The organism is Pseudomonas sp. Irchel s3f19 (assembly GCF_900187555.1).
GTDB lineage: Bacteria > Pseudomonadota > Gammaproteobacteria > Pseudomonadales > Pseudomonadaceae > Aquipseudomonas > Aquipseudomonas capeferrum.
The window spans coordinates 19,261-39,434 of sequence record NZ_FYDW01000012.1; the positions used below are offsets into that span (position 1 = coordinate 19,261).

18 protein-coding genes are annotated in these 20,174 nt (G+C 64.0%); 6 read left to right on the forward strand and 12 right to left on the reverse strand.

Translation table 11 applies throughout. The features are described 5' to 3' along the window. Positions 1-20 precede the first annotated feature (20 nt). The 3 genes from CKW22_RS21930 to CKW22_RS21940 are packed head-to-tail and all read right to left on the reverse strand — an operon-like array spanning position 21 to position 4,089. Positions 21-1,367 (reverse strand): cytochrome c, encoded by a 1,347-nt coding sequence (locus tag CKW22_RS21930; protein ID WP_095065097.1) that lies wholly within the window; start codon positions 1,365-1,367, stop codon positions 21-23. Between the two features lie 17 nt (positions 1,368-1,384). Further along, entirely contained in the window at positions 1,385-3,631 is a 2,247-nt protein-coding gene (locus CKW22_RS21935; protein WP_095065099.1) for a xanthine dehydrogenase family protein molybdopterin-binding subunit, read from the reverse strand. Continuing rightward, a complete protein-coding gene (locus CKW22_RS21940; RefSeq protein ID WP_033697370.1) occupies positions 3,631-4,089 on the reverse strand; it encodes a (2Fe-2S)-binding protein in 459 nt (152 codons plus the stop codon). The genes CKW22_RS21935 and CKW22_RS21940 overlap by 1 nt, the downstream gene beginning before the upstream one ends. Positions 4,090-4,343: 254 nt before the next feature. Here CKW22_RS21940 and CKW22_RS21945 point away from each other — a divergent pair, with 254 nt between their 5' ends. Beyond that, positions 4,344-6,530 (forward strand): OsmC domain/YcaO domain-containing protein, encoded by a 2,187-nt coding sequence (locus CKW22_RS21945; RefSeq protein WP_095065101.1) that lies wholly within the window; start codon positions 4,344-4,346, stop codon positions 6,528-6,530. Between the two features lie 97 nt (positions 6,531-6,627). Here CKW22_RS21945 and CKW22_RS21950 read toward each other — a convergent pair whose 3' ends face one another. Continuing rightward, complete coding sequence (locus CKW22_RS21950) at positions 6,628-6,927, reverse strand: hypothetical protein (RefSeq protein ID WP_033697374.1); 300 nt, start codon at positions 6,925-6,927, stop codon at positions 6,628-6,630. A 234-nt stretch (positions 6,928-7,161) separates the two neighbouring features. On the opposite strand from CKW22_RS21950, the gene CKW22_RS21955 reads away from it, so the two are divergent. The 3 genes from CKW22_RS21955 to CKW22_RS21965 all read left to right on the forward strand — a co-directional run bounded on the left by CKW22_RS21955 (position 7,162) and on the right by CKW22_RS21965 (position 9,514). Next, entirely contained in the window at positions 7,162-7,536 is a 375-nt protein-coding gene (locus tag CKW22_RS21955) for a DUF2231 domain-containing protein (protein WP_095065156.1), read from the forward strand. After that, positions 7,533-8,825, forward strand: a complete 1,293-nt coding sequence (locus tag CKW22_RS21960; protein WP_033697377.1) for a sorbosone dehydrogenase family protein — start codon at positions 7,533-7,535, stop codon at positions 8,823-8,825. Before CKW22_RS21955 ends, CKW22_RS21960 begins: the two co-directional genes overlap by 4 nt. Positions 8,826-8,935: 110 nt before the next feature. Next, positions 8,936-9,514, forward strand: a complete 579-nt coding sequence (locus tag CKW22_RS21965) for a hypothetical protein (protein WP_033697378.1) — start codon at positions 8,936-8,938, stop codon at positions 9,512-9,514. 20 nt (positions 9,515-9,534) lie between these two features. Here the strand turns inward: CKW22_RS21965 and CKW22_RS21970 are convergent, their stop codons facing one another. Then, complete coding sequence (locus CKW22_RS21970; protein ID WP_033697379.1) at positions 9,535-10,299, reverse strand: DNA alkylation repair protein; 765 nt, start codon at positions 10,297-10,299, stop codon at positions 9,535-9,537. Between the two features lie 223 nt (positions 10,300-10,522). On the opposite strand from CKW22_RS21970, the gene CKW22_RS21975 reads away from it, so the two are divergent. After that, the gene (locus CKW22_RS21975) at positions 10,523-11,038 is read left to right on the forward strand and encodes a DMT family transporter (protein WP_047583743.1); all 516 of its coding nucleotides are present in this window, start codon (positions 10,523-10,525) and stop codon (positions 11,036-11,038) included. Here CKW22_RS21975 and CKW22_RS21980 read toward each other — a convergent pair. The 3 genes from CKW22_RS21980 to CKW22_RS21990 form a co-directional block, all read right to left on the reverse strand. Then, a complete protein-coding gene (locus CKW22_RS21980; protein WP_033697381.1) occupies positions 11,023-11,943 on the reverse strand; it encodes a LysR family transcriptional regulator in 921 nt (306 codons plus the stop codon). The two genes, CKW22_RS21975 and CKW22_RS21980, sit on opposite strands and share 16 nt — an antisense overlap. Before the next feature lie 161 nt (positions 11,944-12,104). Then, a complete protein-coding gene (locus CKW22_RS21985) occupies positions 12,105-12,434 on the reverse strand; it encodes a hypothetical protein (RefSeq protein WP_033697382.1) in 330 nt (109 codons plus the stop codon). A 74-nt stretch (positions 12,435-12,508) separates the two neighbouring features. Further along, positions 12,509-13,156 (reverse strand): DUF998 domain-containing protein, encoded by a 648-nt coding sequence (locus tag CKW22_RS21990; RefSeq protein WP_047583742.1) that lies wholly within the window; start codon positions 13,154-13,156, stop codon positions 12,509-12,511. Positions 13,157-13,353: 197 nt separating this feature from the next. Here CKW22_RS21990 and CKW22_RS21995 point away from each other — a divergent pair, with 197 nt between their 5' ends. Continuing rightward, on the forward strand, positions 13,354-14,103 hold the full coding sequence (locus CKW22_RS21995) for a FadR/GntR family transcriptional regulator (protein ID WP_033697384.1): 750 nt from the start codon (positions 13,354-13,356) through the stop codon (positions 14,101-14,103). A gap of 81 nt (positions 14,104-14,184) precedes the next feature. On the opposite strand, the gene CKW22_RS22000 is transcribed toward CKW22_RS21995, so the two are convergent. The 4 genes from CKW22_RS22000 to kdgD form a co-directional block, all read right to left on the reverse strand. Then, positions 14,185-15,765, reverse strand: a complete 1,581-nt coding sequence (locus CKW22_RS22000) for an aldehyde dehydrogenase (NADP(+)) (protein ID WP_095065103.1) — start codon at positions 15,763-15,765, stop codon at positions 14,185-14,187. A gap of 69 nt (positions 15,766-15,834) precedes the next feature. Further along, positions 15,835-17,388 (reverse strand): galactarate dehydratase, encoded by a 1,554-nt coding sequence (garD, locus tag CKW22_RS22005; RefSeq protein ID WP_033697386.1) that lies wholly within the window; start codon positions 17,386-17,388, stop codon positions 15,835-15,837. 78 nt (positions 17,389-17,466) lie between these two features. Continuing rightward, positions 17,467-18,828 (reverse strand): MFS transporter, encoded by a 1,362-nt coding sequence (locus CKW22_RS22010; RefSeq protein ID WP_033697387.1) that lies wholly within the window; start codon positions 18,826-18,828, stop codon positions 17,467-17,469. A 103-nt stretch (positions 18,829-18,931) separates the two neighbouring features. Further along, the gene (kdgD, locus tag CKW22_RS22015; protein ID WP_033697388.1) at positions 18,932-19,843 is read right to left on the reverse strand and encodes a 5-dehydro-4-deoxyglucarate dehydratase; all 912 of its coding nucleotides are present in this window, start codon (positions 19,841-19,843) and stop codon (positions 18,932-18,934) included. Positions 19,844-20,174 lie beyond the last annotated feature (331 nt).

Consider the following 20,174-nt stretch of genomic DNA (forward strand, 5'->3'; position numbering starts at 1 on the left):
GCGTAATGCTTGTGCCGGTTTCATCGCATGTGCAACACAATCGGGCTGCTGCTGGCCGGGTCTGTGTGCCCGCGCAACGTGCCCACGGCCTGCGCACCCACTGCACCACCGTGATTACCCCAGGCGCCGCGCACGAAGCTCAATACTTCGGCAATTTCCCGGTCGCTCAGCTGTTCACGGAAGGCCGGCATGCGGTAGGCATCGGGCAGCCCGGCAGCGACGATGCGCTGCGAGCCATTGAGGGTGATGTTGATCGCCGACGCGCTTTCCTTGGCCAAGGCCGACGTGGCCCCGGCCAACGGCGGCATCCACTCGGCCTGGCCCTTGCCGTCCAGGCCGTGGCACGACGCGCAACGGGTCACGTAAGTATGCGCCCCAGGGTTATCGAGCTTCGCGGCTACCGATTCAGCCTGGTACTGCCACGGCGTGCCGTCACGCTGTGGATCGCCGGGCAGCGATTTCAGATAGCGGCCGATCGCCGCCAGGTCATCGTCACTCATGAATTGCGTGGAGTTGTTGAACGCCTCGGTCATCGAGCCATAGACCACGGCATGCCGGTTGCGCCCGGTCTTGAGGAACTGCACGATTTCCGCTTCGCTCCAGCGGCCAAGGCCGGTGTTGTGGTCGGCGCGCAGGCTTGGTGCGTACCAGCCATCGAGCAGCGCACCGGCCAGGAAGGGTTTGCCACTTTCATCCAGGGCTTTCTCGTTGAAGGCCAGGCCACGGGGGGTATGGCAGCTGCCACAGTGCCCTGGGCCTTGAACGATGTAGGCGCCGCGGTTCCACTGGGCGTCCTGATCAGGCTTGGCGGCATACGGTGTGTTGGCGGCGAACAGCCCATTCCACAGGGCGATGGGCCAGCGCATGTTCAGCGGCCAGGGAATGTCACTGGCGAGGTTCGCCTGCTGGGCAGGTTGCACGCCCTTCATGAAGAACGCGTACAGGGCCCGCACATCGTCATCGCTGAGCTTGGCGTAGGAAGGGTACGGCATGGCCGGGTACAGCCGCCGGCCACCGGGGGCCACGCCGTGGCGTACGGCGCGGTCGAAGTCGGCAAGGCTGTAGTGACCGATGCCGGTGTCGCGGTCGGGGGTGACGTTGGTGGCGTGGATCGCCCCCAGTGGCGTGGCCATCTCCAACCCGCCGGCGAACGGTTTGCCGCCGGGCAGGCTGTGGCAGGCCACGCAGTCACTCAGCCTGGCCACATACTCGCCGCGGCTGACCAGTGCAGGGTCGAAACGGGCAGCCTGCTTGGCCTCGAAAGGTGACGCGGGGTCACGGGTGACGTACCAGGCCAGCAGGCCTGCCGCGACCAGGCACGGCAGCGCCAGCCAGCCGGCGGTTCTTGCGAATCGGCTGTGGGTCATGGGCGTTCCTTGTGCTGTCAGGTGAAGGTGTAGCGGCTTAGCGGAATGCTGCGGATGCGCTGGCCGGTAAGCCGCGCCACCGCGTTGGCCACCGCTGGCGCAACGGCAGGTAGCGGCGGTTCGCCGATGCCGCCCATCTTCGCGCCGCTTTCGACGATGCGCACATGCACCCGTGCCATGCGCGAAGGCGGCAGGATGGGGTACAGGTCGTAGTTGCGCCCGCGGGGCTGACCGTCGATGTACACCGCCTCTTCCAGCAACGTCTGCGACAGGCCCAAGGCCACGGCGCCGTTGACCTGGGCCTCGATAATCGCCGGGTTGACGATGCTGCCCGGGTCGATCGCCTGCCAGATGTCGTGCACCTTGACCTGGCCATTTTCGATCGAGACTTCGGCGATCACCGCCGCTTCCGAGCCGAACGGCGAGGCCATGGCCACGCCGCGCGCCCGCTTGCTGCCGTCCTCGGCAGTGAACGGCCCGCGCTTCCAGCCGCCAGACAGCTCGCCTACCGCGTGCAGCAGGTTGGTCAGGCGCTGATTGTCACGCAGCAGGTGCAGCCGCAGCTCATAGGGGTCCTTGCCACCCTTGTCGGCCAGCTCGTCAAGGAACGCTTCGTAGAAGAAGTCGTTCAGCGAATTGCCCACCGAGCGCCAGTAGCCGAGCATGACCGGGCCTTTGACGTAGATCTGGGCGATGCGTTTGTTGGCGATGGCGTACGCTTTACCCGACAGCCCTTCGAGGGCGGTGGGGTCTATCTTGTCCCCTTGCTTGCCGGCCAGTGCCTCGGTCGGGCCTTCGGTGGCGCTCACCGCTTCTATGGCCACGGGCAGCCCATCGGCGTCCAGCGCGGCGCGGAACTTGACCACCGCCAGTGGGCGCAACACGTCGCGCAGAAACTCTTCCTCACGGCTCCAGATCAGCTTGACCGGGCGGCCGACCGCTTTGGCCAGGGCGATGGCCTGAGGGTAAGGGTTTGCCGAGTCGTAGAGAAAGTGCCGGCCAAAAAAGCCGCCGAGCAAGGGCGAGTGCAGGGTGATGCGCGCAGCGTCCAGGCCGGTGCGCTTGGCGATGTCGTCGCGGAACATGTCTGGAGCCTGGTTGGGTAGCCAGACCTCCAGCGAGCCGTCGGGGTTGAAGCGGGCCAGGGCAGAAGGTGGTTCAAGCTGGGCGTGGTTGAGGTACTGGTTGTGGTAGGTGGCCTCGACCTTTGTTTTGGCGTTGGCCAGCACCCCAGCCACATCGCCTTCGTTCTCTTCGTCGCGGGCCGGGCCTTGCTCGCTGGCCAAGCGCTCCCGGTAGGCGTCGCTGGAAAAATCCGCCGGCATCGGCCGTAGCGGGGAATCATTGCCGGGCTCTTGCCAGTCCACCTGGATGGCCTCGACTGCGCGCTTGGCATGCCACCAACGCTCGGCGACCACCGCCACCGCGCCCGGCAATTGATGCACCGAGTGCACGCCTTTCATGGCCTTCACCTGCGCTTCGTTGCGCAGGCTGCCCACCGTCATGCCCAGGCGGGGGGCATGCTGCACGGCGGCGTGCAGCATGCCGTCGAGCTTGATGTCGATGGTGTACAAGGCTTTGCCGGTGGATTTGTCATAGGCGTCGACCCGGCGTACCGGCTTGCCGATCCAGCGAAACTGGCTGGGGTCGCGCAGCTGTACGCTGGCCGGGTCTGGCACGGGCAGGTCGAGGGCGCGCTCGGCCAGTTCACCGTAGGGCAGTGAGCGGCCAGATGCGGCGTGCACCACCTTGCCAGGCTCGGTGGACAGTTCGCCGAGCGGTACCCCCAGTTGTTCGGCAGCCGCCTGCAGCAACATGGCCCGGGCCAGCGCGCCGAGGCGGCGCATGGTCGGGTAGCTCATGCGCACCGACATGCTGCCGCCGGTGATGCGCATGCCATTTTCCATCACCACATAGGCCTCGCCGGGCGGCGCGCTGTCGACCAGGAAGGTGGCAGGGTCGGCATCCAGCTCTTCGCCAACGATCTGCGCCATGGCGGTGTAGGTGCCCTGGCCGCCCTCCATGAACGGGCAGAGCAGGCGAACGGTGCTGTCCGGGCGGATTTCGAGGAAAGCCGGGACCTGGGTGCCGCGCTCCTGGCCAGCAGCGGTGGCGGCCTGGGCCCTGGCCGAACCCAGCGGCAGGCCAAAGCCGAGCACCAGGGCACCGGCGGCGGCACCGGCCGAAGCCAGCAGGAAGCGGCGGCGCGACAGGTTGACCGGCGCGCCCAAGGGCCCAAGCGGGCTATCGACAGGCGTGTTCATCAGGCACCCTCCTGCTGCGCGGCAAGGTCGTGCACGGCCGCATGGATGGCGTTGTAGGTGCCACAGCGGCACAGGTTGACCATGGCCGCATCGATCTGCGCGTCGCTGGGGTTGGGCGTGTGCTTAAGCAGCGCGGTGGCCGCCATCACCTGGCCCGACTGGCAGTAGCCGCACTGCGCCACCTGGTGCTCTACCCAGGCTGCGACCACGCGCTTGCCGACGCTGTCGGCCTCGATCGCCTCGATGGTGGTCACCTCACGCCCGACCACGCCTGCCACCGGGGTCACGCAGGCGCGCACCACGCTGCCGTCCACCAGCACCGAACAGGCGCCGCACTGGGCCAGGCCGCAGCCATACTTGGTGCCGGTCAGCCCGAGGTCGTCACGGATCACCCACAGCAGCGGCGTGTCAGCGTCGGCTTCGACCTCATAGGTCTTCTGGTTGATGCGTAGTTCCATGGTTCACCTGCCCATCATCGGTTTGCTGTCGCGTCGTTGTCTTGAGCGGGGGGTACGTTGCCCCCCAGTGCAGAAACGCTAGCACAGCGCGGCGGCCGGTGAGCCGGCGCTGCCGGGAGGTCAGGAGGATCAGGCAAGTAATCCGGCGAAATGCGCAAGGCCGGCGTTGCGCCAGGCAAACAGGACTTCCAGGCGAAAAACCCGGATAATGCCGGCCAATTTCGTTTTGCACGCTTAAATCACGGTAATCCCGCATGGAAATCAAGGTCAATTTTCTCGACAATCTCCGCCTCGAAGCCAAATTCGACGACTTCACGGTGATCGCCGACCAACCGATCCGTTACAAAGGCGACGGTTCGGCCCCAGGGCCGTTCGACTATTTCCTGGCGTCTTCGGCGTTGTGCGCGGCTTACTTCGTGAAGCTGTACTGCCAGACCCGCGATATCCCCACCGAAAACATTCGCCTGTCGCAGAACAACATCGTCGACCCGGAAAACCGCTACAACCAGATCTTCAAGATCCAGGTCGAGTTGCCCGAAGACATCTCCGAGAAGGACCGCCAGGGCATCCTGCGCTCCATCGACCGTTGCACGGTGAAGAAGGTGGTGCAGACCGGGCCTGAATTCGTCATCGAAGTGGTCGACAACCTGGATGCCGATGCCCAAGGGCTGTTGATGCCGGTGTCGGACACCACCACCTACATCCCGGGCAAGGACCTGCCGCTGGAGCAGACCATCGCCAACATGTCGGCGATCCTGGCCGGGTTGGGGATGAAGATCGAGATCGCTTCGTGGCGCAATATCGTGCCCAACGTATGGTCGCTGCATGTGCGCGATGCGCAGTCGCCGATGTGCTTCACCAATGGCAAGGGCTCGACCAAGGAGGCCGCGCTGGCCTCGGCGCTGGGTGAGTTCATCGAGCGTTTGAACTGCAACTTCTTCTACAATGACCAATTCTGGGGCGAAGAGATCGCCAACGCTGCGTTCGTGCACTACCCGAACGAGCAGTGGTTCAAGCCTGGGCCAAAGGATGCGCTGCCCAGCGAGATCCTCGACGCGAACTGCCTGGACATCTACAACCCCGACGGCGAACTGCGCGGCTCGCACCTGTACGACACCAACTCGGGCAATACCGCGCGGGGCATCTGCTCGTTGCCGTTCGTGCGCCAGTCGGACCAAGAGGTGGTGTATTTCCCGTCCAACCTGATCGAGAACCTGTTCCTCAGCAATGGCATGAGCGCTGGCAATACCCTGGCCGAAGCGCAAGTGCAGTGCCTGTCGGAAATCTTCGAGCGGGCGGTGAAGCGCGAAATCCTCGAAGGCGAGCTGTGCCTGCCGGATGTACCGCAGGAGGTGCTGGCCAAGTACCCGGGCATCGTTGCCGGCATCCAGGGGCTGGAAGAGCAAGGCTTCCCGGTGCTGGTCAAGGATGCGTCGCTGGGCGGTGAGTTCCCGGTGATGTGCGTGACCTTGATGAACCCGCGTACCGGTGGCGTGTTCGCCTCGTTCGGCGCGCACCCGAGCCTTGAAGTGGCGCTGGAACGCAGCCTCACCGAGTTGCTCCAGGGCCGCAGCTTCGAGGGCCTGAACGACCTGCCGCAGCCAACCTTCGAAAGCCACGCGCTGACCGAGCCGAACAACTTCGTCGAACACTTCATCGACTCAAGCGGCGTGGTGTCGTGGCGTTTCTTCAGTGCCAAGGCCGATTTCGAATTCGTCGAGTGGGACTTCTCCGGCCACGGCGAAGACTCCAACGTGCAGGAAGCCGCGACCCTGTTCGGCATTCTTGAAGACCTGGGCAAAGAGGCGTACATGGCGGTGTACGACAACCTGGGTGCTACTGCGTGCCGCATCCTGGTGCCGGGCTACTCGGAGATCTACCCGGTAGAGGACCTGATCTGGGACAACACCAACCGGGCTTTGTCGTTCCGCGCCGACATCCTCAACCTGCACAGCCTGGACAACCGCTCGCTCAAATTGCTGCTCAAGCGCCTGGACAACTGCGATGTGGATGACTACACGACCATCACCACGCTGATCGGTGTCGAGTTCGACGACAACACGGTGTGGGGCCAGTTGACCATTCTTGAGCTGAAGCTGCTGATCTGCCTGGCTGTGCAGCGCTTTGAAGAGGCCAAGGAGCTGGTCGAGGCGTTACTGCAGTTCAACGACAACACCGTCGAGCGGGGCCTGTTCTACCAGGCCTTAAATGTGGTGCTGGAAGTGGTGCTGGACGATGAACTAGAGATGGAAGACTACGAAACCAACTTCCGCCGCATGTTCGGCAACCCGCGAATGGACGCGGTGCTGGGCTCGGTAGACGGTAGCGTGCGGTTCCATGGCTTGACGCCGACCAGCATGAAGCTGGAAGGCCTGGATCGTCATTTGCGTTTGATCGAGAGCTACAAGAAGCTGCATGCCGCTCGGGCCAAGTTTGCCTGAGGCGGTGTAGGCCTGGAGTGTTTCAGTGCCTGTAAGATCGAGCGCCGCCCGCGCGGCGCTCGATCTACCAGGCGCCTCAAGCCTCAAGCCACACGCCTCAGTTCTTGCACTTCGCCATCACCACCTGGCAAGTCTTGGGTGTCCCCCCCGATCGGCCTGCGTAACGAACGCAGTTATTCAGCGACTTCTGCCGGGCAATACTCAAGGTATTGCCCCAGGCCAGGCCGCCTTCGCCGGTGCTGGGCACGGCCTTGGCGAAGCAGTTGGAGCCGACTGTGGTGGCTGCGTAGCGGGCCTTGCTGTTTTTGCTGGAGCAGCCCGAGGCCAGGCCCAGGCCGAGGATGAGCAGCGTGTTCAGTGCCCAGAGCGCACTCGTGCGCCCCCAGTTGTTGCTCATGCCGATCTCCTCGTTGAAAAATGCCGCACAGAAACACCGTGGCGGTTCCTGTCAGGATATTTCATTCAAGCGAAACGGTGAACTATCGCGTTGTAGAGACGCTCCTTTGCTAAGCGCACCCCGCGCACGCCTGATGGCTTCAGCCATCAGCCAAGGGTCACTGAACGATAAGGAGGCGCCGTGACCGCATCAGAGCAAACCCTCTACCGCTGCACGCCAGGCCCGTTGCACGCCATGCTGCTGGCCGGCAGTGTTCCGTTGTTTCTTGGCGCGCTGCTGAGCGATATCGCCTACTTCAACAGCTTCCAGATCCAGTGGAGCAACTTCGCTGCCTGGCTGATCGCCGGTGGCCTGCTGTGCTGTGGGCTGGCGCTGCTGTTCGCGTTGGTCAACCTGGTCCGCGCCGAGCACAAGGGTGGGCGTGCAACCCTGTACTTCGTACTGTTGCTGGCCACCTGGGGGCTGGGGCTGGTCAATGCCTTCGAACATGCCAAGGACGCCTGGGCGGTAATGCCCTCAGGCTTGGTGTTGTCGGTGATCGTGACCGCGCTTGCAGCTGTGGCCGCGTGGACCGGGCTGAGCAACCTGCGTTCGGGAGGTGTGGCATGAAGCCTTTGCATGCATTGAGCCTGTTGAGCGTGGCGGTATTGCTGAGCGCGTGTGGCGGGGAAGGGGAGCCTACCCAGGCCCATGGCCCCGACCCGAAGTTGCCGGAGCCACAGCGCGGGCTGCTGCCGAGCATGAAAATCGCCGAGCCGGTGGCCTGGGGTGAACAGAAACCCACCGTGCCCGAAGGCTTCAGCGTCACGGCGATCGCCACCGGCTTGAAGATCCCCCGCCAGAGCCTGGTGCTGCCCAATGGCGATATCCTCGTGGCCGAGGGCCGCGGTGGCAGCGCAGCGAAACTCAAGCCCAAGGATGTGATCGCCAGCCAGATCAAGGCCAAGGGCAATACCCAGGTCAAAGGCGGCAATCGCCTGACCCTGCTGCGGGACGCGGACGGCGATGGCACCTACGAGCTGCAGACGGTGTTCGCGGAAAACCTCAATGCGCCCTATGGCCTGGCGTTTGCCGACGGCAAGCTGTACGTGGCGAATCAGGATGCGCTGGTGCGTTTCGACTACCAGGACGGCCAGACCAAGGCCAGTGCTGCGCCGACCAAGGTCACCGACCTGCCGGCCGAGATCAACCACCACTGGACCAAGGCGCTGACCGCAAGCCCTGATGGTCGTTTCCTGTATGTCGGCATTGGTTCGAACAGCAACATCACCGAGCGCGGCCTTGAAGTGGAGATCGATCGGGCTATGGTCTGGCAGGTCGATGCCCAGACCGGCGCGCACCGGCCCTACGCGACGGGCCTGCGCAACCCGACGGCCTTGGCTGTTCAGCCACAGACCGGGCAGGTGTGGGCGGTGGTCAACGAGCGCGACGAACTCGGCCCCGACCTGGTGCCGGACTACCTCACGTCAGTGCGCGAAGGCGGCTTCTATGGCTGGCCCTACAGCTACTGGGGGCAGAACGTCGATGAGCGGGTCAGGCCGCAGAACCCGGACAAGGTAGCGGCGGCGATCAAGCCGGATTACAGCCTGGGTTCGCATGTGGCCGCCTTAGGTGTCGACTTCTCTATTCCGGCCATGGGCGAGCGTTTCGCCGACGGTGTGTTCGTGGGGCAGCACGGCAGCTGGAACCGGCCGAACCCGGTGGGCTACAAGGTGGTGTTCGTGCCGTTCAGCAAGGGTAAGCCGGCAGGCGAGCCGGTCGACTTCGCCACAGGCTTTCGCGGTGAGGATGGCAAGACCCGTGGGCGGCCAGTGGGGGTCACGGTCGACCCGCGTGGCGCCTTGATCATCGCCGACGACCTGGCCAACACCGTCTGGCGGGTGACTCGCAACCGCTAAGCGCAACGGGCGCCCTTGCATCGCCGCACGGGCGCCCGACAGTGTCTATGCTTGTTGGCGCGTGAGTATTTCACGCACCAACCCGGAAACGATTACAGGGAAGCATGCCTATGAAACCTATCAGTTCACTCGCTCGCGCTGTGGCAATCGCCTCGCTGGTCTTCGCTGGCAGCTTCACAGCCCAGGCCGCCGACGTGCCGATTGGCAGTGAAGCGCTTGAAAGCCATGTCACCACCCAGGTCCAGGCCATTGACCTGGAGAAGCGCCTGGTCACGGTGCAGGGTGCCAACGACAAGCCTGTGACCTTCCAGTTGACGGAAAAGGCCAAGGCGCTGCCCAACCTCAAAGTCGGTGACACGGTCGACATCTACGTGACCCGCGCGGTGGCCTATGTGCTCAACACCGATGTGGGCGGTGCGCCGAAGGTCAGTGATGAGTCCGGCACCATTCGCGCCACCGAAAACAACCCGAACCCGGGCGGCGAGGCGTTCCGCCAGGTCAGGGTCACCTCGCAGATCAAGAAGATCGACCTCAAGCAGCATGAAGTGAGCCTGCTGCCGCCAGAGGGCAAGCTGCAGGTGGTCAAGGTCGAGAACCCCGACCTGCAGGCGCGGATGAAAAACCTCAAGGTGGGCCAGACGGTCGATGCCATCTACACCGAAGTGCTGAGGGTCGAGACGTCGCGTTGACGGCGGCCGCTTAGGGGGATTCAGCGCGTCAGGCTGCGTGTGGCCCTTTGCTGGATGCGTCGCGAGGCCTTGCAGGCCGGTGGATGGCGCTCGAACAGGTCGAGTACCCAGTCTGGTCGGGTTTTGCTGGCGTCATTGAGCCAGTTGGCTACCGAGTCCTGGGGGTATTTCTCGCTTTCCGCCAGGTGCGGCACCAGCAGCGCTTCAGCGGCCTCCGGCGCCTGCTTGAGGGCCGTTATGTGTTCGCACCAGACGCCGCGGGGGCGCAGCACTTCGATGCAGAACCGACGTTCCAGCGGGTCTTCGCTACTGGCCTGCCTGCCGAGCAATGCGAGGGCCGCAGGGAGGTCCTCGCTGAGGCGCGGTCGCAAGGCGATCCAGGCCCATTCGCGCACACCGAAGTGCGGGTCTCTGGCGAAGCGCAGTTGGGCCGCCACGGCCGCGTGCAGGTCAAGGCTGACGGTGAGGTGCGCCTGCGCGAAGGCCGCCCAGCTGCGCACCGTATCCGAAGGGTGGGCACCGCAGTGTTCGAACACCTGCTGGCTAATCGCAACGGGGGCTTGTTGCAACCATTGGCCGAGGGCCAGGCCGATGCCCGCGATTTTTTTCGACAGCCCCAAGGGCTGTTTTTCCCTGGCTGCCTGAACCAGGCATTCACCTACGGCAGGCGGCAGTTGCTGTGCGACGGCCGTTGCCAGGGCAAGTTGGTCGACTGCCAGGCATTCTGCAAGGTTGCGGGTCGGTATCAGGCCGTGGTCCAGTTGCGTCTTGCGTTCATCGCTCATCGAATGTGTTCCATCACAAAAGGGGAAATACGCCTGCGGCCGACAGCGTGTAGGCGCGCAAGGCCAGCATCCTAGCTCAACGGGTTGGTTCTGGGGCTGCCCTGTATCACGCTAGGTCTCCCGCCATCCATCGCGCGAATAATTCGCGTGCATATTTTCGATTTCCATGGTCCTGGCAAATGTCCGGATCATTACCCTCTTACTACCGATATTGAGGGCGGTCATGTACAGCAAAACCCTGCTTTTCATCGTTGTCCCGGTGGCCATGGCCTTTCTCGCGGGGGCGCTGCTGCCGTTTCAGGCGGCTGGCAACGCGGCGGTTGGCCGTGCCTTGGGGCATTGGTTGTGGGGGGCATTCACCTCACTTGCGGTGAGTTCGCTGGTGGTGATCGCAGCGCTGCTGATCCTCCGGGTGCCCGTACCAGACGTAAGCAAGGCCCTGCAAGGGCCCTGGTGGTTATGGATCGGCGGCGTGCTGGGCGCCATTTACGTGGCCGGCGCGGCCGCACTTACGCCGAAACTGGGCGCAGCGGGTTTTCTTGCGCTGGTGGTGGCAGGGCAGATCCTGATGGCGGTAATCGCTGACCATTTCGGGGTAATGGGGTTGGGTGGCAAGCCGATCAGCCTGGTCAGGCTGGCCGGGGTGGTGCTGATTTTGTGCGGGGTATTCATGGTGCAGGGCAACTGGGCGACAAGCGCTGCGGCCAAGCCGCCAGCGCTCAATCAGTCAGAAGGCTGATCAAGCGGCTGACTGCAAGCCCACACGGCTTCGCGCAGCCAGCGGTGCCCAGGGTCGCTGTCTTTGCGCTGGTGCCAGGCCTGTTGATAGGCAAATGAGGGAATGGCCAGTGGCGGTTCAAACCGGCGCAATGCTGTGTGCTGGCGCAATGAACCGACCGCACGGCTGGCCACTGTGAGAATCAGGTCGGTGCCGGCAAGTACCTCCACCGCCGCGCTCCAGTGCGGCAGCGCCAGGGCAATGCGCCGTTGCAGGCCTCGGGCGGCCAGCGCGCGTTCGATTTCATCGTGGGCATCCGGGCGCATGGCTATCAACACATGGGGCCGCGCAAGCCACTCGGCCAACGTCAGGCCCCCGCTGGCGGGCAACACCTGGCGGTCGGCGACGCTGGTGAAGCTTTCCTCGAACAGTGGCTGTGCGGTGATGTCCTGCGGCAGGTCGGGGAATATCCCCAGGGCCAGGTCGAGTTCGCCATCGAGCAACTGAGCCAACATGGTTTCACGGCTGGCCTGGCTGATCGCCAGGTCCACGCCTGGGGCGACCTGGCGCACGTGGCGAACCAGCGCTGGCAGGATGATGCGCGACGAATAGTCGGACAGTGACAAGCGGAAGCGGCGCTGCGCCTGGGCCGGGTCGAACAGGGGGGCGGCCAGCAGCGCATTGAGGTTGCCCAAGGCGTCTTGCAGCGGCTTGGCCAGCGACTGCGCACGTGCGGTCAGCGCCATGTGGCCGTTCTGGCGGATCAGCAACGGGTCGTCGAAATGCCTGCGTAGTTGTGCCAATGCATGGCTCACTGCCGGCTGGCTGCGATGCAGACGAAGGGCGGCGCGGGTCACGTGCTTCTCGGTCAGCAGCGCATGCAAGGCCAGGAGCAGGTTGAGGTCGATCTTGCGTAGTTCATCCATGGGGCGAATAGTCGAGGCTGGGCGAGAGGGGTTTGATCAGCCTAACAGATGTCCAGGCGCTGGACGCCGGTCACAGCGTCTAGCGGCTTGATAGTTCGGACAGGATCCGTATTCAATGTTTTACTTAAAGTTTCGACTATAAGTTTATGAAAAATAATTACTTATCTTCTTGCCACAGCATGCTGCACGCATTGCTCGTAGTAGGTCTGCTTGATCGCCGCCGGCTTCAACCGCGATCGGCTGTTGTAGGTCTGCTCGGTAATGCCGAAGGCGGTCATGCGCATCCACGGTTTGGCGAACCTGCGCACTTGCAGCTTCTTACGCGTGGCATACAGGGTTACCCCCGCTAACTTGGCCTGCTGAGCTTCTGCGGCAATCTGCGCGCCCCAGCCACAGGTGTGGCGATCATTCTGGCTCAGCGCCCTGGCCTGGGCGCCGAAGGCAGCCGTGGCCAGCAGGCAGCCGGCCATCGTTGCTAGAAGTACTCGCATGTTGCTGTCCTAAGCATCTGAAGGAGAAGGGAGTTTGCCTTCGCTTCAAGCCGCTGGGGGCCAGCAATTTGCCGTCAGATTGCGGCCATGCGCAGCGCGTTGGCTGGCGCGCGCAAGCTGGCCCAGGCCAGGCCAGCCACCCAGATCACCGATATGCCGTAGTTCAGGCGCTGGTACAGGCCGAACAGATGGCCGCTCTGCGCCGCCTGCCCCATCAGCACGACGGTGGCGATCGCCAGCACCACGCACGCCAGGGAGAACAGCGCCAACGTTCGCGAACCGGCAACCCGCTTGCCCAGCCATGCCCACAGGGCACTGGCCAGGGTCAATGAAAGAAACATCAGCAGGCCCGAGAGGTTGTGCAGTTGCTGTGACAGCGAGGGCTGCGCCGGTGCGCAGCCCTGGTCGCAGGGGAACCAGCCAGTGCCCAGGCTGCCCAGGCCATGCAGCAGCACCAGAACGGCGCTGACCCGTGCCAGGGTCGACCCCTGCCAGCGACGGGCCAGGCCCCAGGCGAACAGGGCGAACAGCACGGCCAAGGGGAAGTTGTTGACCCGTGGCGACCAGAGCTGGGTGGGTGCACCCTCGGCGCCGAGTTGGCTCATGGCCTGTTGCAGGTGGTCGTAACCTGGGTAAGCCTGGGCGGTCAGCCAGACGCCGGCCAGCAGCCAGAGGGGGATCAGCAGGCCAGTGGCGAGCAGAAGACGGTCGAGGGGTTTCATGCTGTCGTTTCCTTCCATGGATGAGTGAGCGCGAAGGCGCACAGTACAGCCTCGCATTGGGGATAGACCAGTGCATGAAGCAGATTTTTTGCGTGGTGCGTGGCGCAGACCCATACAGAAATACCGCATACGGTGTATGTGATCGTACAACTGCTTGCGCTATCATGGGCATTGTCTTTCAAGGTGAAATACAGGGCATGACAGAGCAGCAGGTACAGGCAAGGACCCGGCGCAAGCCGCGCAGTCTGGCCCAGGAACTGGTCACAGTGCTGACCGAGCGGATTCGCAGCGGCCAACTGAAGCGTGGCGACAAGCTGCCGACCGAATCGCAGATCATGGCCGAAGAGGGCGTCAGCCGCACGGTGGTGCGCGAGGCTATCTCGCGGCTGCAGGCCGCAGGGCAGGTGGAGACCCGGCACGGCATCGGTACGTTTGTGCTGGATGCACCGTCCACGGGCGGTTTCCGTATCGACCCGGCGACCGTGGTGACCCTGCGTGAAGTGCTGGCGGTGCTGGAATTGCGCATTGCCCTGGAGATCGAGTCGGCGGGCCTGGCGGCGCAGCGGCGCAGCGATGAACAGCTGGTCGGCATGCGCGCGGCGCTGGATGAGCTCAACGAAGGCGCGGCCCATGCCAACGATGCCGTATCGGCGGATTTCCAGTTCCACCTGCGCATTGCCCAGGCCAGTGGCAACCACTACTTCGCCGACATCATCAACCACCTGGGTACCAGTATCATCCCGCGTACCCGGCTCAACTCGGCGCGCCTGGCCCATGACGACCAGGCGCACTACATGAGCCGGCTCATGCATGAACACGAGGCGATCTACGAAGCCATTGCCCGGCAAGACAGCGAAGGGGCGAAGATGGCCATGCGCATGCACCTGAGCAACAGCCGCGAGCGCCTGCGCCAGGCGCATGAGGAAGCTGAGGCGCAAGGGGCCTGAGACCTCTCTCACCCGCGAAGAGGCCGGTACCGACAAAAGAAAAAGCCCCGACGTGTGCGGGGCTTTTACATTTCAGGGCGATCAGATCCTCCCGTCACTCCACTGCCCATTCACCAACCGGCGCAACCCCAGCGGGTTCTCATCGCGAAGTGCCTCAGGCAGCAACGCCTGTGGGTAGTTCTGGTAGCACACAGGGCGCAGGAAGCGGTCGATGGCCAAGGTGCCGACTGAGGTGCCGCGCGCATCCGACGTAGCCGGATACGGCCCGCCGTGGACCATGGCATCGCACACTTCGACGCCGGTGGGGTAGCCATTGACCAGAATCCGCCCGACCTTTTCTTCCAGCAGCGGCACCAGCCAGGCGAAGGCTTCGAAATCTTCAGGCTCGCCGATCAGGGTCGCGGTCAACTGGCCACGCAGGCCGAGCAGCGCGGCGCGCAGTTGGGCGTTGTCCTGGGCTTCGACAGCCACGGTGGTCGGGCCAAACACTTCTTCTTGCAGCAAGGGGTCGGCGTCGACCAGCAGGCGCACCTGTGCCTTGAACAGCTGTGCGCGCGCCTGGCTGCCTGCTTGCGGTTGGCCGGCCAAGTGTTCGATACCGGCATGGGCGTGCAGGTGTTCCAGGCCGCCCACATAGCTGCGCAGGCCGCCGGCGTTGAGCAGGGTCTGGCCGGCCTGTTGCTCGAGGTGCTGACCGAGGTCGGCGAGCAGTTGGCTGTATTGCGGCGATTGCAGGCCGATCACCAGGCCCGGGTTGGTGCAGAACTGGCCGGCACCCAGGCACACCGAGCCCGCCAGTTCGCGGGCGATGGCTTCGCCGCGCTTGGCCAGGGCACCAGGCAGGATGATCACCGGGTTGATGCTGGACATCTCGGCGAATACCGGGATTGGCTGTGGGCGCTCGGCGGCCATGCGGCACAAGGCGTCGCCACCCTTGAGCGAGCCGGTGAAACCGACCGCCTGGATGGCCGGGTGCTTGACCAGCCATTCGCCGACACCACCGCCGAAGACCATGTTGAACACGCCCTTGGGCATGCCGGTGCGCTCGGCGGCGCGCTGGATTGCACAGCCGACCAGGTCTGCTGTGGCCATGTGGCCGCTGTGTGCCTTGAACACCACCGGGCAGCCAGCGGCGAGGGCGGCAGCCGTGTCGCCACCGGCCGTCGAGAAGGCCAGCGGGAAGTTGCTGGCACCGAACACGGCGACCGGGCCTACGCCGATGCGCATCTGGCGCAGGTCGACGCGAGGCAGTGGTTGGCGCTCGGGCAGGGCCAGGTCGATGCGTGCACCGAGGTAGTCACCGCGCCGCAGCACGTGCGCGAACAGGCGCATCTGGCCACTGGTACGGCCGCGCTCGCCCTGGATCCGCGCTGCAGGCAGAGCGGTTTCGCGGCAGACGATGGCGACGAAGGCGTCGTCCAGTTCATCCAGCTCGGCGGCGATGGCATCGAGGAACTCGGCGCGGCGCGCCGGGGCCAGTTGGCGGAACTCGGCAAAGGCGGTAGCGGCGGCCTGGGCGGCTTGGTCGACTTCGCTTTCAGTGGCTTGCACGAAGCTGTAAGGCAGGGCCTCGCCGGTGGTGGCGTCCAGGCTCTGCAGGCGTTGCGCGCCAGCGGCACTGCGCTGACCGGCGATGAAGTTGTGGCCTAGGATCTCAGGCATTTTGGCACTCCTGTAGGTGAATGAAGGGGGGTAGGCGGTCGAGAAGGGCTGCAAAGCAGCCCAAGGGCCTCACGTAATCGGCGCCGGGTTGAACAGGGTGATGTCGTTGTGCAGCCTGTGCTGTTCGGCCCAGGTCTGCTTGCGGCCGCTGGCCACATCCAGGTAGTAGTGGAACAGCTCCCAACCCAGCTCCTCGATGCTTGAGCGGCCTGTGGCGATGCGCCCTGCGTCGATGTCGATCAAGTCGGGCCAGCGTTCGGCCAGTTCGGTGCGGGTGCAGACCTTGACCACCGGGGCCATGGCCAGGCCGTACGGCGTGCCGCGGCCTGTGGTGAACACATGCAAGTTCATCCCGGCCGCCAGTTGCAAGGTGCCGCAGACGAAGTCGCTGGCCGGGGTGGCGCAGAAGATCAGGCCTTTGCGCGCCACTCGCTCGCCAGGGCCAAGCACGCCCTGAATGGCGCCGCTGCCGGACTTCACGATCGAGCCCAGGGACTTTTCGACGATGTTGGACAACCCACCCTTCTTATTGCCCGGTGTGGTGTTGGCGCTGCGGTCGGCGGCGCCTTGTTGCAGGTAGCGGTCGTACCAGTCCATCTCACGCACCAGCGCCTCGGCCACGTCCTGGTTCTCGGCGCGGGAGGTCAGCATGTAGATGGCGTCGCGTACTTCGGTCACTTCCGAAAACAGCACGGTCGCACCCGCACGTACCAGCAGGTCCGAGGCGTAGCCCAGTGCCGGGTTGGCGGTGATGCCGGAGAACGCATCGCTGCCGCCACACTGCATGCCCAGGATCAGCTCGCTGGCGGGCACCGTTTCGCGGCGGCGCTGGTCGAGTTTTTTCAGGCGGGTTTCAGCCAGCGCCATGATCTGTTCGATCATTTCGCCGAAGCCCAGGCTGGCATCCTGCAGGCGGTACAGCCACGGGTCACTGAGGTCTACCGACGGATCGTTGTCATGCATGACCTGGCCGGCCTGCAGTTTTTCGCAGCCCAGGCTGATGACCAGCGCTTCGCCACCAAGGTTGGGGTTGCGCGCCAGGTTGCGCACGGTGCGGATCGGGATGTAGGCATCGCGGGCATTGATCGCCACGCCGCAGCCGTAGCTGTGGGTGATGGCGACCACGTCATCGACGTGGGGGTACTTGGGCAGCAGTTCTTGGCGAATGCGCTTGACCGCATGCTCTAGCACGCCGGTCACGCATTGCACGGTGGTGGTGATGCCAAGGATGTTGCGGGTGCCCACGGTGCCGTCGGCATTGCGGTAGCCCTCGAAGGTGAAGCCTTCGAGCGGCGGCAGGGCCTCGGGCACGGCATCGCAACGCGGCAGGCTGTCCAGCGCCGGCGCCTCTGGCATGGCCAGCTGGCTTTCCTGCACCCAGGTGCCCTGGCGCAAGTCTTCCAGGGCGTAGCCGATGATCTGCCCATAGCGGCGCACCGGCTCGCCCTTGGCGATCAGCACGGTGGCCACCTTGTGGCTCTGTGGCACGCCTTCGACCAGGGTCAGGCCGTCGGGGAAGCGGGCGCCTTCACCCAGGCCACCGTCGTTGACCACTACCACGACATTGTCGTCATCGTGCAGGCGGACGTAGCGGGGCGAGTCGGAATGTTCGATCAACTGCATGTTCGGGCCCTTCTAGTGATTGCTCAGGCTTTATACATCCGCCCGCCGCCGGCAGGTGCCGGCGGCGGGCGTGTTCACTCAGTGACGGGAGCTTGCCAGTTCGCCATTGGCGCCGGGCTCGGCTTCAGCCTTTGGGGTTTCACGCAGCTCGATGCGCTTGATCGGGCCGACGATCACCAGGTAGCTGAACACCGCGACCAAGGCATTGGCACCCACATACACCAGGGCCCACTTGAACGAGCCGGTGGCGCTGATGATGTAGCCGATGACGATGGGCGTGGTGATCGAAGCGATGTTGCCGAAGGTGTTGAACAACCCGCCCGACAGGCCAGCGATCTGCTTCGGCGAAGTGTCGGCGACCACCGCCCAGCCCAGTGCGCCAATGCCCTTGCCGAAGAAGGCCAGGGTCATGAAACCGACCACCATCCACTCAGCATCGACGTAGTTGCAGAAGACCATGGTGGTTGACAGTAACAGGCCGCAGACGATGGGCAGCTTGCGCGAGAAGGTCAGCGAGTTGCCGCGGCGCAGCAGCCAGTCCGACAGCACACCGCCCAGCACGCCACCGATGAAACCACAGATGGCGGGCAGCGAGGCGATGACACCCGCCTTGAGGATGGTCATGCCGCGCTCCTGCACCAGGTACACCGGGAACCAGGTCAGGAAGAAGTAGGTGATGGCGTTGATGCAGTACTGGCCCAGGTACACCCCCAGGAGCATGCGGCTGGTCAGCAGCTGCTTGATGTAGCCCCATTTCGGGCCGTCGTTGCCGCGTTTCTGGTCCATGTCCACCAGGCCGCCGTTCTGCTCGATGTGTTCGAGCTCGCTTTGGCTGATGCGCGGGTGTTGCTTGGGGTTGTAGATGGTTCTCAGCCACACGAACGAGAACAGGATGCCAAGCACGCCCATCACCACGAACACGTGTTCCCAACCGAAGCTGAAGACGATCCAGCCCATGATCGGGGCAAACAGTGCGGTGGCAAAATACTGCGCCGAGTTGAAGATGGCCGACGCCGTACCGCGTTCTGCGGTGGGGAACCAGGCCGCGACGATGCGGGCGTTACCCGGGAACGACGGGGCTTCGGCGAAACCGACCAGAAAGCGCAGGGTGAACAAGGTTACCACCGCCCAGGCCACCGGCATGCCACCAACAAACCCTTGCAGCAGGGTGAACAGCGACCAGGTGAAGATGCTGAAGGCGTAGACGTTCTTGGAGCCGAAACGGTCGAGCAGCCAGCCACCAGGAATCTGGCCAGCCACGTAAGCCCATCCAAAGGCGGAGAAGATATAACCGAGGGTGACGGCGTCAATGCCGAGGTCTTTCTGCAGGCTGGAGCCTGCGATTGCAATGGTGGCGCGGTCGGCATAGTTGATCGTGGTCACCAGAAACAGCATGAACAGGATCAGGTAGCGCACATGCGTCTTTTTAGTCGCTTGCATGCTGGTAATACTCCCACTAGTTATTTTTGTGCGGGCTCACGAGTTGTAGCCGGGGTGGGGGGTTCCCACTCCGGCGGCGGCAGTTCAGGCCGCAGGGGTTCGCTTATTGCGGACCCATCTTGTCCATCAGCGCTGCGAGCATTTCGTATTCTTCGCCGGTCAGGTCGGTCAGCGGCGTGCGTACCGGGCCTGCGTCGTAACCGGCAATCTTCGCGCCCGCCTTGACGATGCTCACGGCGTAGCCGGCCTTGCGGTTACGGATGTCCAGGTACGGCAGGAAGAAGTCATCGATCAGCTTGCCGACGGTGGCGTGGTCTTCGCGGGCGATGGCGTGGTAGAAGTCCATCGCGGTCTTCGGCACGAAGTTGAACACGGCCGAGGAGTACACCGGCACGCCCAGCGCCTTGTAGGCCGCAGCATACACCTCGGCGGTCGGCAGGCCACCCAGGTAGCTGAAGCGATCGCCCAGGCGGCGACGGATCGACACCATCAGCTCGATGTCACCCAGGCCGTCCTTGTAGCCGATCAGGTTCGGGCAGCGCTCGGCGAGCTTCTCCAGCAGGTCGGCATTCAAACGGCAGACATTGCGGTTGTAGACCACCACCCCGATCTTCACCGATTTGCACACGGCTTCGACGTGGGCGGCAACGCCATCCTGGCTGGCTTCGGTCAGGTAGTGGGGCAGCAGCAGCAGGCCCTTGGCACCCAGGCGCTCGGCTTCTTGTGCGTATTCGATGGCCTGACGGGTCGAGCCGCCGACGCCGGCAAGGATCGGTACCGAGGTGGCGCAGGTATCGACGGCGGTCTTCACCACCTGGCTGTACTCGCTGGCTGCCAGGGAGAAGAACTCACCGGTACCACCGGCCGCGAACAGGGCGCTGGCGCCGTAGGGGGCGAGCCATTCCAGGCGCTTGATGTAGCCAGCCTGGTTGAAGTCGCCTTGGGCATTGAAGTCGGTGACCGGGAAAGACAGCAGGCCGTGGGAGAGGATGGATTTGAGTTCTTGTGGATTCATTGTTGTTGGCATCCTGAGGCGCTTGGGGTGAAGGGAGTGATGTGTTGCGATGGAGGTAAGTTATCGTACAACTAGAGGGATGGCTAGTGCCTTAGGAGAATTTTTTATGATTGGGGTGCTTGGCTGGGGTGTTGGGGGGATGCTGAAATCGAGCGCCGCCCGCGCGGCGCTCGATCTTCCAGGCATAGAAAATCCCCCGACAACCACCTGAACAGTCATCGTATCTCTTAAGCGGGGGAAAGGCTAAAAAAAGGATCGCGGAGACAGGCACAAGCCCGCCGCCCGCTTCCACGGGAAGTGTTCTGGGACCAGCAGAGGGTGACCGGGGAAG